This window comes from Anaeromyxobacter sp. Red801 (assembly GCF_049201065.2).
GTDB lineage: Bacteria > Myxococcota > Myxococcia > Myxococcales > Anaeromyxobacteraceae > Anaeromyxobacter.
Genome location: NZ_CM181236.1, coordinates 1,952,978 through 1,966,875, shown reverse-complemented (window position 1 = coordinate 1,966,875; position 13,898 = coordinate 1,952,978). Strand labels below are relative to the sequence as shown.

General features: G+C 75.2%; 10 protein-coding genes. 3 read left to right on the top strand and 7 right to left on the bottom strand.

Annotation, left to right across the window (positions count from 1 at the left end):
- Positions 1-15 precede the first annotated feature (15 nt).
- The 5 genes from ACOQFB_RS08980 to ACOQFB_RS08960 all read right to left on the bottom strand — a co-directional run bounded on the left by ACOQFB_RS08980 (position 16) and on the right by ACOQFB_RS08960 (position 7,554).
- Positions 16-996 carry a 4Fe-4S dicluster domain-containing protein gene (locus ACOQFB_RS08980; RefSeq protein ID WP_421610328.1) on the bottom strand — a complete coding sequence of 327 codons (981 nt, stop codon included), beginning with the start codon at positions 994-996 and terminating at the stop codon, positions 16-18.
- Entirely contained in the window at positions 993-1,622 is a 630-nt protein-coding gene (locus ACOQFB_RS08975; RefSeq protein WP_421610327.1) for a hypothetical protein, read from the bottom strand. Before ACOQFB_RS08975 ends, ACOQFB_RS08980 begins: the two co-directional genes overlap by 4 nt.
- Before the next feature lie 199 nt (positions 1,623-1,821).
- A complete protein-coding gene (locus tag ACOQFB_RS08970; RefSeq protein WP_421610384.1) occupies positions 1,822-3,582 on the bottom strand; it encodes a chloride channel protein in 1,761 nt (586 codons plus the stop codon).
- 66 nt (positions 3,583-3,648) lie between these two features.
- A complete protein-coding gene (locus tag ACOQFB_RS08965) occupies positions 3,649-4,941 on the bottom strand; it encodes an MFS transporter (protein ID WP_421610326.1) in 1,293 nt (430 codons plus the stop codon).
- Between the two features lie 33 nt (positions 4,942-4,974).
- A complete protein-coding gene (locus tag ACOQFB_RS08960; protein ID WP_421610325.1) occupies positions 4,975-7,554 on the bottom strand; it encodes a M1 family metallopeptidase in 2,580 nt (859 codons plus the stop codon).
- A 208-nt stretch (positions 7,555-7,762) separates the two neighbouring features.
- Between ACOQFB_RS08960 and ACOQFB_RS08955 the strand changes: the two genes are divergently transcribed.
- Together ACOQFB_RS08955 and ACOQFB_RS08950 are read left to right on the top strand one after the other, a co-directional pair.
- On the top strand, positions 7,763-8,746 hold the full coding sequence (locus ACOQFB_RS08955) for a zinc-dependent alcohol dehydrogenase family protein (RefSeq protein ID WP_059436849.1): 984 nt from the start codon (positions 7,763-7,765) through the stop codon (positions 8,744-8,746).
- A 264-nt stretch (positions 8,747-9,010) separates the two neighbouring features.
- Complete coding sequence (locus ACOQFB_RS08950; protein WP_421610324.1) at positions 9,011-10,954, top strand: acyl-CoA dehydrogenase family protein; 1,944 nt, start codon at positions 9,011-9,013, stop codon at positions 10,952-10,954.
- A gap of 28 nt (positions 10,955-10,982) precedes the next feature.
- Here the strand turns inward: ACOQFB_RS08950 and ACOQFB_RS08945 are convergent, their stop codons facing one another.
- Positions 10,983-11,981 (bottom strand): oxidoreductase, encoded by a 999-nt coding sequence (locus ACOQFB_RS08945; protein WP_421610323.1) that lies wholly within the window; start codon positions 11,979-11,981, stop codon positions 10,983-10,985.
- A 38-nt stretch (positions 11,982-12,019) separates the two neighbouring features.
- The gene (locus ACOQFB_RS08940) at positions 12,020-12,961 is read right to left on the bottom strand and encodes an SDR family NAD(P)-dependent oxidoreductase (protein WP_059436852.1); all 942 of its coding nucleotides are present in this window, start codon (positions 12,959-12,961) and stop codon (positions 12,020-12,022) included.
- Positions 12,962-13,098: 137 nt separating this feature from the next.
- On the opposite strand from ACOQFB_RS08940, the gene ACOQFB_RS08935 reads away from it, so the two are divergent.
- Positions 13,099-13,761 (top strand): TetR/AcrR family transcriptional regulator, encoded by a 663-nt coding sequence (locus ACOQFB_RS08935; RefSeq protein WP_421610322.1) that lies wholly within the window; start codon positions 13,099-13,101, stop codon positions 13,759-13,761.
- Positions 13,762-13,898: the final 137 nt, after the last annotated feature.

Sequence of the window (13,898 nt, the reverse complement as noted above, 5' to 3'; positions counted from 1 at the left end):
GTCGGGCCCTCTCCGCTAGGTCGCGTAGAAGTAGTAGAACTGCGGGTGCGTGGCGAGCTCCTCCTTGAAGACGAAGACGCGCTTCGTCTCCATCACCTTGCGGATCTCGCTCTCCGGGTCGAGCAGGTTCCCGAACTTCCGGGCGCCCACCGGGCACACCTCGACGCAGGCCGTGTAGCGGCCCTCGCGCACGCGCTGGATGCAGAAGGTGCACTTCTCCACCACGCCCTTCGGGCGCGGGCGGTTGCCCAGGTAGTGCTGGTCCGGGTTCAGCTCCTCGGGCGGCAGGTTCGGCGTGGCCCAGTTGAAGTGGCGCGCGCCGTACGGGCAGGCCGACATGCAGCAGCGGCAGCCGATGCACCAGTCGTAGTCGATGACCACGATGCCGTCCTGCTCCTTCCACGTCGCCTGCGTCGGGCAGGCCTTCACGCAGGGCGGGTTGCGGCACTGCTGGCACTGCACCGGGAAGTAGAACTTGCCCGGGCGCGGCACCGCGTCGGCCTCGTAGTAGAGGTCGGCGTGGGCCAGGTCCACGCCGTGCTCCTTGTCCATCTCCAGCACCTGGATCCAGTGGATCTGCGGCGCGGTGCGGGACTGGTTGTTCTCCTTCACGCAGGCGTAGACGCAGCGGCGGCAGCCCACGCAGCGCGAGATGTCGAGCCCGTAGCCGTACTCGACACCGGGCTGCGGCCCCTTCGCCGAGACGGTCGTCCTCTTGCCGAAGCGCTCCTGGTTCCGCTTCTCCACCTTGGCGAGCACCTTCTTCAGCTCGTCCGGCGAGAGCTCCTTGAAGTGCTTGCGGAGGAAGTCCTCCATGTCCACGCCGCTGCTGCACGACGCGAGCGCCGCGACCGCGGTGCCGGCCGCGGCGGTGCGGAGGAACGCGCGGCGCGCCGGGTCGAGCGGGCCGTCGCCGATGGGATCGACGCCGTCGCGCGGCGACGGGGGCGGCGCGGCCGCGTCCGAGAGGACCGGGAGGCTCTTGTTCGGGGTCATCGGCGCTGCTCCTCCGGGCGCTTCGGCCGCGGCTCGGGCTTGAGGTAGGTCAGGGTCGGGGCCACGGTCTTCTTCCCGCCGGAGACGATCTCCTGGACGCCCTTGAACCGCGGCGAGTGCGGGTTGTGGCAGTTCACGCACAGGAAATAGGTCTTCTCGCCGTTCCAGTGCCCCACGCGCTTGCCGTGCACGCCCACGCGCCAGTCGCGGTACTTGTCGCCGTGGCACTGGCCGCACAGCCGGTAGGACTCGGTGAACGGCACCGGCGCGCCGTTGGCGAGCCGGAGCACGTCGCGGTCCTGCAGGTCGTGGCAGTCGAGGCACCAGCGCTGGTCCGCGCCGTGGTCGAAGATCGCCTGCTGCTCGTCGTGGAACACCAGCTCGCGCCGCGTTCCGTTCTTGGGCATCCCGGCGTGGCACGCCGAGCACGGGTAGATCCCCTCCGAGAACGGCGGCGCCTCCGCCTGCACCAGCAGCGGCGGCTTCGGCTCGGGCCGGGTCGCCTTCGCCGCCGGCGCCTTCGGGGTCGTTCCCGGTGCCGCCTCCGCGGCGCCCGCCCACCCGGGGACGACGGCCAGCGCCGCCACCACCGCGAGCGCCCCGATCCTCGGTCGTACGTAGCCCATTCGCACCTCCCTGTGCGGCGGGGAGGCTACCCCCGTCTTGACCGCCGTCAGTTGACGCGGATCAATCAACGGCCGGTCCGGATGGGGCGTTCCAGCGGGCGTGCGGCAAGGCGCTCCGCGCGGTTACGCCGCCGTGCGGCGGGCACGCCCGTCTCCGGGTCCCGCCTGACCCGGCGCGATCCCGGCCCTCCGACTGGGGTCAGAAGGTCCCGCGGGCGATGAGGTCCCGCATGGCGACCACGCCCACCAGCCGGCGCTGCCCGTCCACCACCGGGAGCCGCTCCAGGTCGCCCTCCCCGAACCGCGCCGCGACCTCCGCGAGCGTCATGGCGGTGGTGATCGGCTCGACGTCCCGGTCCACCACGTCGGCGGCCACGATCATCCCGAGGTCCGCCTGGTCGGAGATGGTGCCCTTCAGCGCGTCCAGCCGGAGCACGCCGAGCAGCACGCCCTCGCCGTCGGTCACGTACAGATCGTGGCCGGGCGGCAGCGCGAGCAGCTTCTTCACCAGCGCGTCGAACGGGAGCGTGGGCGGGACGCGCTCGGCGTCGCGCTCCACCAGCGCCGCCACCGGCGTGGTGCGCAGCCACTCGGGGCGCGGCAGCTCCGGCAGCGCCACCCCGCTGCGCCGCAGCGGCGCGGTGTAGAGCGAGTCCGGCTCGATGGCGCGGCTGGTGGCGGCGGCGATGGCCGCCGAGAGCATGAGCGGGAGGATCACCCCGTAATCGCCGGTCAGCTCGAACACGATCAGCACCGAGGACACCGCCGCGTGCGTGGTGCCGGCGAGCACCCCGGCCATCCCCACCAGCGCCAGCGCGCCGGAGGGCGGCGCGCCCGGCAGCACCCGCGCCAGCAGCTCCCCGGCCGCGCCGCCGATGGCCGCGCCGAAGAACAGCGAGGGCGTGAACAGGCCGCCGGGGACCCCGGTGCCGGCGCACACCGCGCTCGCGGCGAGCTTCAGGAGCGGCAGCACCAGCAGCAGCCGCAGCGGCAGCTCGCCGAGCAGCGTCTGGTGGACCGTGTCGAACCCGTTGCCGAGCACCGCCGGGAAGCGGATCGCGAGCAGCCCGACCGCGCCCATGCCCAGCACCGGCAGCATCGGCCGCAGCCGGGCCGGCACCCGGTCGAAGCGGACCTCCACCCAGCCCATCACGCGCACGTAGATGGCGGACGCGAGCCCGAGCACCGGCGCGAGCGCGAGCCCGAGGAGCAGCTCGGCCGGGTGGAGGAGCGCGTACTCGGGGATCTCGTAGGCGGCGTGCGGGACCGGCAGCGTGCGCGCGACCGCGGTGGCGACCACGCACGACACCGCGATGGGCCCGAGCAGCTCGAGCGCGAAGCTCCCCAGCAGCACCTCCAGGCCGAAGAGCGCGCCGCCGATGGGCACGTCGTAGGCGGCCGCGATCCCCGAGGCGGCGCCGCACGCCACCAGCACCCTGGCCTGGCGCTCGCTCACCCCGAGCCGGCTCGCCAGCCAGGACCCGCTCGCCGCGCCCGCCTGGACCAGCGCGCCCTCGCGGCCGAGCGACGCGCCCATGCCGACGCAGGTGATCGACAGCAGCCCGCGCAGCAGCGTCCGCCCCAGCGACAGCTCGCGGCCGCGGTGCCAGATGGCCTCGAGGATGCGCGCCGTCCCGTGCCCGCCGAGCGGCCGCCGCCAGAGCAGGGCCGCCAGGCCGACGAGCAGCCCGGCCAGCGCCGGGACGAGCACCCGCCGCCCGGGCGACGAGACGTCCACCGCGTCCACGAAGCGCGGCGCCTGTGGCCAGGCGAGCTCCTGCACGCCCGAGAGCGCCAGGAGCAGCGCGCCGGAGCCCAGCCCGGAGAGCGCGCCGGTCGCGATGACCAGGACCCAGAAGCGCTGGGCGGCGCCGGGCAGGACGCGCAGGAAGTCGCGGAGGGAGCGGAAGAAGATCGGCGGCGCCGCGGTGGGCAGGGCCTTCGCGTCCTGTGACGCCATCCGCTCCACGTTGTGGACGGCGGCGGCGGGCGACAGGTCCCGCACCGGCGCCGAGGGCGATCCCGGTCAGGAGGGCCGCGCCGCGGGCGCGGGGCGACGGGTCACCAGCAGCATGGCGAGCAGCACCGCGATCCCGCCGAGCGTGAGCGCCGCGTCGGTGAGGAGCACGCCGCGCGCCTCGGCGATCCCGAGCGTCCGGTGCAGCCAGGCGCCGCCCAGGCCGTCGGCGGCGGTGACGTAGCTGATGGCGAGGTTGGCGGAGGCGTTGAACAGCGCGTACTTCGTGGCGGTGGCGGCCGAGAGCCCCACCATCTCGAGCACCATGCCGGCCCAGGTGGCGAAGGCGATGCCGCCGGCGAACAGGTACGTGAACGTGCCCCAGGCGTAGGTCCACTCGGTCATGGGCGCGGCGGCCATCGCGACGGCGCAGAGCGCGGTCAGCCCGCCGGAGGCGGCGTACGCGACGCGCCGGCTCATCCGGTCGGCGAGGACGCCGCCCAGCAGCGCCCCCACGGCGCTGGCGATGCCGCCGCCCACGCCGTTCGCCATCCCGACCAGCCGCGCGCTCGCGCCGTACTGCTCGGAGATGCCGGTGAACAGGTTGGACATCGCCTGGCAGCCGACCGGGGCGAGGCAGATGACGAGGCCGGTGAAGCCCTCGCGGCTGCGCACGGTGGACCAGAGGTCGCGCAGCATCGCGGCGAGGTGCCGGGCGGTGGCGCGGGCCAGGCCGTGCGCCGCCCGGACCGCCGGATCCACCAGGCGCGGCTCGACGATGCGCAGCGCGAACGCGGCGCCGACGAGCACGAGCGCGGCCAGCGTCAGGCCCGCCGCCCGCGGGGAGATCGCGTCCGAGACCAGGATCGCCACCGCGCCGAGCAGCCCGGTGCTGCCGACGTTCGAGGCCATGGCGAACCCGCCCACCTTGCCCTTGTCGGCGAAGCGGGTGGTCGTGGCCATGAGCGCGTTGTTGGCGGCGTGGCCGGTGGTGGCCGCCGCCTGGAGCGCGGTGAGCAGCGCCGCGAACAGCGGCAGGTTCGCGAGCGGGTCCGGGAGCGCCGAGATCACCGCGAGCAGCGCGGCGGTGGTGGCGGCCATGGCGAGGTACCAGATCTTCCGGTACGCGCCGAGGTCGAGCACCGGGATCCACAGCAGCTTGAACGCGTGCGCCAGGTTCGCGCCGGCCGCCACCGCGGCGATGGCCTCGATGGAGAAGCCGCGCCGCTCCATCCAGAACGGCACGCCCAGCGAGAGGTAGCCGACCGCCGCGCCGAACGGGAAGTCGAGGAACAGGAAGATCCAGGGCGGGGTCGGCTTCGCGGGATCGGCCGGGGCGGGGCCGGCGGGCGGGGTGGTCACGGCGGCGGATTGTAGCGGCTCGCGGCCGGCGCGCTACCGTCCGCCCCGCGCCAGCCATGCGCCGACCTGGGCGGTGGTCCGCTCGCGCAGCTCCACGTCCTGGCGCAGCCGCTCCAGCGTCTGCGCGATGGCCTGGCGCGCCTCCTCCACCGGGTTGGCGGCCAGGAACGCCTCGGCCTCCTCCAGCTCCCGCCGCTCCACCAGCGCCCCCAGCCCCTCCACCACGCGGCGCAGCAGCATGGGCGCGCCGTGCACGCGCGCGAGCAGCGCGCCCCACTCGCCCCGCAGCCGGGCCCAGTAGGGTCCGCGCGCGGTCCGGTTCGCGAGCAGCGCGGCCGAGTACGAGGCGACGTCCTGCAGCGGCACGTCCTCGCCGCCGAGCAGCACCTCGATCCCGCGGGCGGCCAGCACCGGATCCTCGAACGCGGCCTGCGCGAGCAGGTAGCGGCGGCGGAAGGCGGGGTCGGCCTCCTTGCGGAACAGCTTCTGGAAGGCCTCGAAGCGCGCCGCGTCACCGTCGCGCGCCACCATGGCCACGAGCGCGTCGTGCAGGTTCGGCTCCACCGCGGCGCGGTCGCCGGCGAGCCAGCGATCGAGCCGCGCGCGGGCCTCCTGCGCCGGCCCGGGCGCGCGGCCCACCAGCCCGAGCGCGCGCACCGCGGCGGCGCGGCGGAGCCGCACCGTGTCCGGCTCGCCGTGCGCCGCGTCCCAGCCGGTGGCGGCGAGCTGCGGCGCGAACAGGCGCGCCACGAAGCCCTGCAGCGCCGGACGGTCCGCGTCCGCCACCAGCCGGTGCTCCACCGTGGCGAGCCGCGCCACCAGCTCGTCGAGGACCGCGTGGTCCTCCTCGCCGGCGAACCCGGCGCACAGGTCGAGGAACGCCCCGATCTCGCGCGCGCCGGACCGCACCAGCGCCCACTCGTCGGAGAGGAGCTGGATCCGCTCCGCGGGCGCGAGCGCCGCCAGGTTGCGGCCCAGCGCCGCGAGGCCGGCGGCGTCGTACTTCACGCGGAAGAAGCCGGTGGCCCCCGCGTTCGCGCACAGCCAGTCCGGCTCGCCCTCGCCGGCGAGCGCCACCTCGGCGGTCCGGCCGCGCAGCAGCACCCGCTGCTCGGTCACCTTCCCGCCCTGCCCCACCCGCAGCACCAGCGGCACCGGCCACCCGGCGGCCGGCTCCTCCCCGGCCCGCGCCGGATCCGACCAGAAGCGCTGCTGCTCGAGGCGCAGCGTGCGGCCGGCGCGCGAGACCGTGACGAGCGGGAAGCCGGGCTGGCGGATCCAGGCGTTGGCGAGCTCGACCACCGGCTCGCGCGACGCCTCGGCGAGCGCGCCCCAGAGGTCGTCCGCCACCGCGTTCGCGCGGGCGTGGCGGCGCATGTACAGCCGGATGCCGTCGCGGAAGCGCTCCTCGCCGAGGTAGCCCTCGATCATGCGGAGCACCGCCCCGCCCTTCTCGTAGGTGATGAGGTCGAACGCCTCGCCGGCCTCGGCGACGTTGTTCACGTCGGCGCGGATCGGGTGGGTGGAGCGGAGCGCGTCGAGGTGCATCGCCGCCGCCTTGCCTTGGTCGAACTCCAGCCACACCCGCCAGCCCGGGTTCCAGGCGTCCACGATCTTGAAGGCCATCCAGGTGGCGAACGCCTCGTTGAGCCAGAGGTCGTCCCACCACGTCATGGTCACCCAGTTGCCGAACCACTGGTGGGCGAGCTCGTGCGTCACCACCTCCGCCACCCGCTTCTTCTGCGCCAGCGAGGCGGTGGCCGGGTCGAGCAGCAGCGCCACCTCGCGGTAGGTGACGAGGCCCGCGTTCTCCATCGCGCCCGCCTCGAACTCGGGCAGGCCGGCCTGGTCGAGCTTGCCGAACGCGTACGGCACGCCGAAGTAGTCCTCGAGCCGCGGCAGCACCTCCACCGCCACGTCCTGGCCGAAGCCGGTGAGCCCCAGCTTCTCCGGCGAGGCCCAGGTGCGCACCGGGATCCCGCGCACCGAGACCTCCGGCAGCGCCTCCAGCCGGCCCACCACCAGCGCCACGAGGTAGGTGGGGAGCGGCGGGGTCTCGGCGAAGCGCACCCGCCGGACGGCGCGGCGCTCGACCTCGAGCTCCTCGACCTGCTCCGGCCGCCCGTTGGACAGCACCACCGCGTCGCGCGGCGCCTCGACGGTGAGCCGCCACGGCGCCTTGAAGCCCGGCTCGTCCAGGCACGGGAACACCCGGCGCGCGTCGGCGGCCTCGAACTGCGTCGCGGCGAGCCCCGGGCCGGCCAGGTACAGGCCGCGCAGGCCGTTGACGATGGCGCCCGCGAACTCCAGCTCGAGCACGGCCGGGCCCGCGGGAACCGGCGCGTCGAAGGACAGCACCGCCGTCTCGCTCGCCGTGGCCAGCCGCACCGCCGCCTCGCGCCGGCCCCCGCCGGCCGTCACCGCGGCGCGGGGGATCTCGAGGGCGGCCGCGTGCAGCACCAGCTCGGACGTCGGGGCGGCGAGCGCGAGCCCGATCCGGATCCGGCCGGTGAAGCGCCTGCCGTCCAGGTCCACCGCCAGGCTCGCCTCGTAGGCGGTCGGGCGGACGGTGGTGGGCAGGCGGAAGTTGCGGTCGTCGGTCGGGTGCGCCATCTCGTCTCCGGTGCGTGAATCCCGGCCGGCAGCATGCGGCCCGGGGCGGGGCCGGGGCAACGAGAAGATGCGGCTCCCCCCGGCGTGGCTGACCGGTGCGGCCGGGACCCGGGGTCGGGTCGCACGGTCCGTCCGGCGCCGCCCCGCGGCCGAGGGCCCCCGCCCCGCCGCCTTGACCGGCTCCCCCGCACGGTGTTCCGTCGAGCGCATGCGCGCGATGGTCCTCGTACGCCCCGGTACCCCGCTCGCCGCGGCGGAGCTCCCCGATCCCGTGCCCGGCCCCGGCGAGCTGCGGCTGCGCGTCGGCGCCTGCGGCGTGTGCCGGACCGACCTGCACGTCGCCGACGGCGAGCTGCCGGACCCGAAGCTGCCGCTCGTGCTCGGCCACGAGATCGTGGGGCGCGTGGATCGGGTCGGGCCCGGCGTCACCCGGTTCCGGCCCGGCGATCGGGTGGGCGTGCCGTGGCTGGGCTGGACGTGCGGCCGGTGCGCGGCCTGCCGGAGCGGCCGCGAGAACCTGTGCAGCGCGGCGCGGTTCACCGGCTACCACCGCGACGGCGGCTACGCCGAGCTGGCGGTGGCGGACGCGCGCTACGCGTTCGGCATCCCGGGCGACTACGAGGACGCGGACGCGGCGCCGCTGCTCTGCGCCGGCCTCATCGGGCACCGCGCCTGGGCGCCGGTCCGCGGCGCGCAGCGGCTCGGCCTCTACGGCTTCGGGGCCGCGGCGCACCTGGTGGTGCAGCTCGCGCGGCACGCCGGGCAGCGCGTGTTCGCGTTCACCCGCGCCGGGGACGCGGAGGCGCAGGCGTTCGCGCTCCAGCTCGGGGCCGAGTGGGCCGGCGCCTCGGGCGACGTGCCGCCCGAGCCGCTCGACGCGGCCATCCTGTTCGCGCCGGTGGGCGCGCTCGTCCCGATCGCGCTCCGCGACGTGGTGCCGGGCGGCACCGTGGTCTGCGCCGGCATCCACATGAGCGACATCCCCTCGTTCCCGTACGCGCTGCTCTGGGGCGAGCGGACGCTCCGCTCGGTCGCGAACCTCACCCGCGCCGACGGCGACGCGCTGCTCGCGCTCGCGCCCGAGGTCCCGCTCCGCACCGAGGTCGTCCCGTATCCGCTGGAGCGGGCCAACGACGCGCTCGCCGACCTGCGCGCCGGCCGGCTGCGCGGGGCGGCGGTGCTGGTGCCGTGAGCGGCCGGGGCCGCGTTCACGGTCCGTGACGGGTGCTCGCGCGACCGGCGCTCCTGGTTCGACGGGGCTCACCATGAGCGGATTCCGCAGCGCCCTCTCCTCCCTCACGCGCGCGCCCGCCCGGCCGCCCCATCGCCGCTCCGCTGGAACCTCGAAGGGGGCTGGCCGGCCCCGTTGTGCGGCCGGCGCAGCGCGTTAGCTTGATTACAGAATCGACAGGCCGCCGCACCCCCGAGGGCGGCAGGCCGAGCGAGCGAGGACGCCATGACCGAGTCCGTTCACGCCGGCGACGAGATCCGCCGTTCCCGCGAGGTGGCCGAGGCCTCGCGCGAGGCCGAGTGGCGGGGGGCCGGGTTCCTGCGCGACCTGTTCCTCGGACGCTTCCGCATCGGGCTCATCCACCCCTACCCGCTGGGCGGGGAGGAGCGCCCGGAGTTCGCCCGCTGGTACGGCGCGTTCGAGTCGTTCCTGCGCGAGCAGGTGGACCCGGTCGCGATCGACGAGACCGGCGAGTACCCGCCGCACGTGATGGAGGGCCTGCGCAAGCTCGGCGCCTTCGGGATGAAGATCCCGGTGGAGTACGGCGGCCTCGGCTTCGACCAGGTCGAGTACGGCAAGGTGATGGCGCTGCTGGGGAGCTGGGACGCGAACCTGACCGCGCTGCTCTCGGCCCACCAGTCGATCGGCGTCCCGCAGCCGCTGAAGCTGTTCGGCTCGGACGCCCTGAAGCACAAGTACCTCCCGCGCATCGCGAAGGGCGCCGTGAGCGCGTTCGCGCTCACCGAGGCCAACGTCGGCTCCGACCCGGCCCGCCTCGCCACCACCGCCGAGCGGTCGGCGGACGGCACGCACTACGTGCTGAACGGCTCGAAGCTCTGGTGCACCAACGGCACCCTCGCCGAGCTGCTGGTGGTGATGGCGCGCGACCCGAAGACCGACGCCATCAGCGCGTTCGTGGTGGAGACCTCCTGGCCCGGCGTGGAGGTGACGCACCGCTGCCGCTTCATGGGCCTGCGCGCCATCGCGAACGCCGCGCTCCGCTTCACCGACGTGAAGGTCCCGGCCGAGAACCTCATCGGCAAGGAGGGACGCGGCCTCAAGATCGCGCTCACCACGCTCAACACCGGGCGGCTCTCGCTGCCCGCGGCGGTGGCCGGCGGCGTGAAGAACGCGCTGGCGCTCTCGCGCACCTGGGCCGCCGCGCGCGTCCAGTGGGGCCAGGAGATCGGCAAGCACGAGGCCATCACGCACAAGCTCGCCGACATGGCCTCGACGGCGTACGCGATGGAGTCGGTGTCGGACCTGGCGCAGTCGCTCGCCGATCACGAGGGCTACGACATCCGGCTCGAGGCCGCGGCGGCAAAGGAGTGGAACACCGTCCAGGCCTGGCGGCTCGTCGACGAGACCATGCAGATCCGCGGCGGCCGCGGGTACGAGACGGAGCGGTCGCTGGCCGCCCGCGGCGAGACGCCGGTCGGCGTGGAGCGCTGGATGCGCGACGCGCGGATCAACCTCATCTTCGAGGGCTCCTCGGAGATCATGCACCTGTTCATGGCCCGGGAGGCCGTGGACAAGCACCTGCAGATCGCCGGCGCGCTCATCGACCCGAAGGTGCCGGTCGGGAAGAAGCTCGCCACGCTGCCGAAGGTGGGCGCGTTCTACGCCACCTGGTACCTCGGCCTGTGGCTGCGCGGCCTCGTCGCCCCGCGCTACGGCGGCTTCGGCCGGCTGGCGCGCCACCTCCGCTTCGTGGAGCGCTCGAGCCGCAAGCTCGCGCGCGAGATCTTCCACTCGATGGTGGTGTTCCGGGCCGCCGCCGAGCGCAAGCAGGCGTTCCTGTTCCGGCTGGTGGACATCGCGAACGAGCTGTTCGCCATGTCCGCGAGCGTCGCCCGCGCCGACGCGCTCCGGCGCGACGGGCGCCCCGAGGCCGCGGCCGCGGCGCGGCTCGCCGACCAGTTCTGCCTGCGCAGCCGCCGCAAGGTCCGCGCGCTGTTCGGCGCGCTCTGGCACAACGACGACGACGCCGCCTACGCCGTCGGCCGCGAGGTGCTGGCCGGCGATCACGCCTGGATCGAGCACGGCGCCATGAGCCTCGACCTCACCGTCGAGGCGCTGCGGCCCAAGGCCCCGCCCTCCCGCGCCGCGCCCGCGCCCGCCGCCGGGCCCGCGAGACCGGCGGTGCCGGCGGAGGCCGACCCGGTGTGAGCCGCCGCGGCCGCCGGGGTCGGCGCCGTCATCCGGCGTCGATCCCGACGAGCCGCTCGCTCAGCGCCCAGAGCCGCTCCGCCGCCTCCGGGTCGATCGCGTGCCGTGCGACGCCGGTCAGCCGCGTCGCGTCCGCCATCGTGGTCGGGCCGACCTGCGCCGGCATGACCCGGGCGACCTCGCAGCTCTCGCAGTAGACGCCGCCCCGGCCCTCCAGGCGAGGGCTGGTGGCGCACCAGACGATGGTCGCGGCGCCCTGCTCGACGGTCTTGAGCTGCCGCGACGGGTCCCGGATCGGCCGCCCCTGCGCGTCGAGGACGCCGGCCGCCCGCAGCTCCTGGGCGGAGAGGTGCTTGCCGAGGCCCGTGTCCACGATGGCGCCGGGGTGGAGCGAGAAGGCCCGGAGGCCCTCCCGCTCGCCGCGCGCGTCCAGCGCCACCGCGAACAGCACGTTGGCGGTCTTCGACTGACCGTACGCAGCCCAGGGGTGGTAGGGCCGCCGCTGGAAGTTCGGATCGTCGAACACGACGGCCGAGTAGCGGTGCCCGAGGGACGAGACCGAGACCACGCGCGCGCCCTCCGCCCGCCGCAGCGCCGGCCGGAGCCGCGCCGTGAGCTGGAAGTGGCCGAGGTGGTTGGTGGCGAGCTGCGACTCGTAGCCCCGCGCGTCGCGCGCCAGCGGACACGCCATGATGGCGGCGCAGTTGACGAGCACGTGCAGCGGGCGCCGGCTGCCGAGGAAGCGCGCCGCGAACGCGTCGATGGAGGCCGGGTCGAGCAGGTCCATCGGCTCGACCTCCACCCCGCACAGGCCCGCCAGCGCGGTCGCGGCGCGCCCCGGATCCCGCGCCGGGACGATCACCCGGGCGCCCGCGGCGGCGAGCGCCCGCGCCGTCTCGCGGCCCAGGCCGGACGCGCCACCGGTGACGACCGCGACCTTCCCGGAGAGGTCGATGCCTTCGAGGACGTCGTGGGTGGTGGAGGCGGCGCCGAAGCCGGAGCCGATGGGCCATTGCAGGTCGGTCATGGTTCGCAGCTCCGCGTCCAGGGTTCGAGGCGGTGTCGTCAGCGCGCCCCGATCGCGCGCTCGGACAGCGTCCAGAGGCGCTCGGCGGCCGCCCGGTCCAGCGCCCACGCGGCCACGCCGTCCACCGTGCTCGTGCCGTCGTGGGGCAGCGCCTCGTTGCAGTCCTCGAAGTATCGACCGCCCACCCCCTCCAGCAGCGGCGCGGTGGCGAGCAGGACCGAGGTCGCCGCCCCCTGCTCCGGCGTCTTCAGGGACCTCCCGGCCTTGCGGAAGCGCTCGGCCGCCTGCGCCATGTACGTCGCCCCGCCCAAGTGCCGCTGCAGGTTCGTCGCGATCCCGCCCGGCATGAGGGCATTGGAGGTGATGCCGTCGTCGCGCCAGCGCGCCGTGGCCTCGACCGCGAACAGCACGTTCGCGGTCTTCGACTGGCCGTAGGCGGACCACGGCTCGTAGGGGCGGCGCTCGAAGTGGAGGTCGTCGAACACCACCGGCGAGCGGACGTGCGCGCAGGAGCTCACCGAGACCACCCGGGCGCCGCCCGCGGCGGAGAGCGCCGGGCGCAGCCCGGCCGCCAGCGCGAAGTGGCCGAGGTGGTTGGTGGCGAGCTGCAGCTCCCAGCCGTCGCGCGTGTGCTGTTCCGGGCAGGCCATCACCCCGGCGTTGTTGACGAGCACGTGGAGCGGGCCGGTCCACGCGGCGACGAACGCGCGCACCGACGCCAGGTCGGCGAGATCGAGCGGCCGCGCCGTCACCCGGCCGTTTCCGGTGGTCCGGGTGATGTCCGCGGCGACGCGTGCCCCGGCGGCGGCGTCGCGCACCGCGAGGACGACCTCGGCCCCTGCGCCGGCCAGGGCCCGCGCGGTCTCGACGCCGATGCCCGAGGCCCCGCCGGTCACGACGATCCGCTTGCCGGAGAGGTCGAGGCCGCGCACGACGTCCGCGGCGGTGGAGGTGGCGTCGAAGGGGGTGGTGATCCGCATGGAAGAACCTCGGTGAAGGACGGGGTCAGCTGCTATGATCGAACCGGAGGACCCTCCGGTTCGGTGAACCTCTTAACCGGAGGCCCCTCCGGTTTGCAAGCCGTGCGCGCAGTCCCGCGAGAGGAGGTCGCTTTTCCGTGAGGAGCCCAGAGCCCACCCGGCGCAAGGACGCCCGGCGCAACCGCGAGCGGCTGCTCGCCGAGGCCGTGGCAGCCTTCACGCAGGATCCCGAGGCCTCGCTCGACGGGATCGCGCGCGCCGCGGGGGTCGGCATCGGCACGCTGTACCGCCACTTCCCCACCCGCGAGGCGCTCGTGGAGGCGGCGTACCGGGCCGAGCTGGCGAAGCTGTGCGCGTCCGCGGAGGAGCTGCGGCGGGCGCACCCGCCCGACGTGGCGCTCCGGCGCTGGATGGACCGCTTCCTCGACTACGCCATCGCCAAGCAGGGCATGGCCGGCGCGCTCCGCGCCGTGGTCGCGGCCGGCGGCAACCCGTTCTCCGAGAGCCGCGCGCACATGACCGCGGCGCTCACGTCGCTGCTGCGCGCGGGGGTCGAGGCCGGCGTCCTGCGCGACGACGTCGAGGCCGAGGACGTGCTCACCGGCCTCGGCGGGATGATGTTCGCGCTGCGCGCCGAGGACAAGCGCGCACAGGCGGGCCGGCTGGCCGACCTGCTCCTCGACGCGCTTCGCTTCGGCGCCCACGCCGGCGCGGCCTCCCGCCCAGGGTCGCGCCCGGCTTCCCGCCCGGCACCGGCGCGGACGCCGAAGCCCGCCGCGCCGCGGCGGCCGCGGAGATAGCCCGCCGTCCGCGGTCCAGGAGCCCTGCCCAGCGTCTCGTGGAGCGAGAGCTCCGGCGCGGGCAGCTCCGGGAGCTCCCCGCCCCGCCAACTGGAAGCCTCGCGACCGACTCCGTTCGCGCGCTCGACCCACGCCGA

What these genes read in the sequence shown, in the direction of transcription:
- ACOQFB_RS08960 (WP_421610325.1), bottom strand. Translation starts at nt 7,554, where the DNA reads ATGGCGCACCCGACCGACGACCGCAACTTCCGCCTGCCCACCACCGTC.
- ACOQFB_RS08940 (WP_059436852.1), bottom strand. Translation starts at nt 12,961, where the DNA reads ATGCGGATCACCACCCCCTTCGACGCCACCTCCACCGCCGCGGACGTC.
- ACOQFB_RS08945 (WP_421610323.1), bottom strand. Translation starts at nt 11,981, where the DNA reads ATGACCGACCTGCAATGGCCCATCGGCTCCGGCTTCGGCGCCGCCTCC.
- ACOQFB_RS08975 (WP_421610327.1), bottom strand. Translation starts at nt 1,622, where the DNA reads ATGGGCTACGTACGACCGAGGATCGGGGCGCTCGCGGTGGTGGCGGCG.
- ACOQFB_RS08980 (WP_421610328.1), bottom strand. Translation starts at nt 996, where the DNA reads ATGACCCCGAACAAGAGCCTCCCGGTCCTCTCGGACGCGGCCGCGCCG.
- ACOQFB_RS08955 (WP_059436849.1), top strand. Translation starts at nt 7,763, where the DNA reads ATGCGCGCGATGGTCCTCGTACGCCCCGGTACCCCGCTCGCCGCGGCG.
- ACOQFB_RS08970 (WP_421610384.1), bottom strand. Translation starts at nt 3,582, where the DNA reads ATGGCGTCACAGGACGCGAAGGCCCTGCCCACCGCGGCGCCGCCGATC.
- ACOQFB_RS08950 (WP_421610324.1), top strand. Translation starts at nt 9,011, where the DNA reads ATGACCGAGTCCGTTCACGCCGGCGACGAGATCCGCCGTTCCCGCGAG.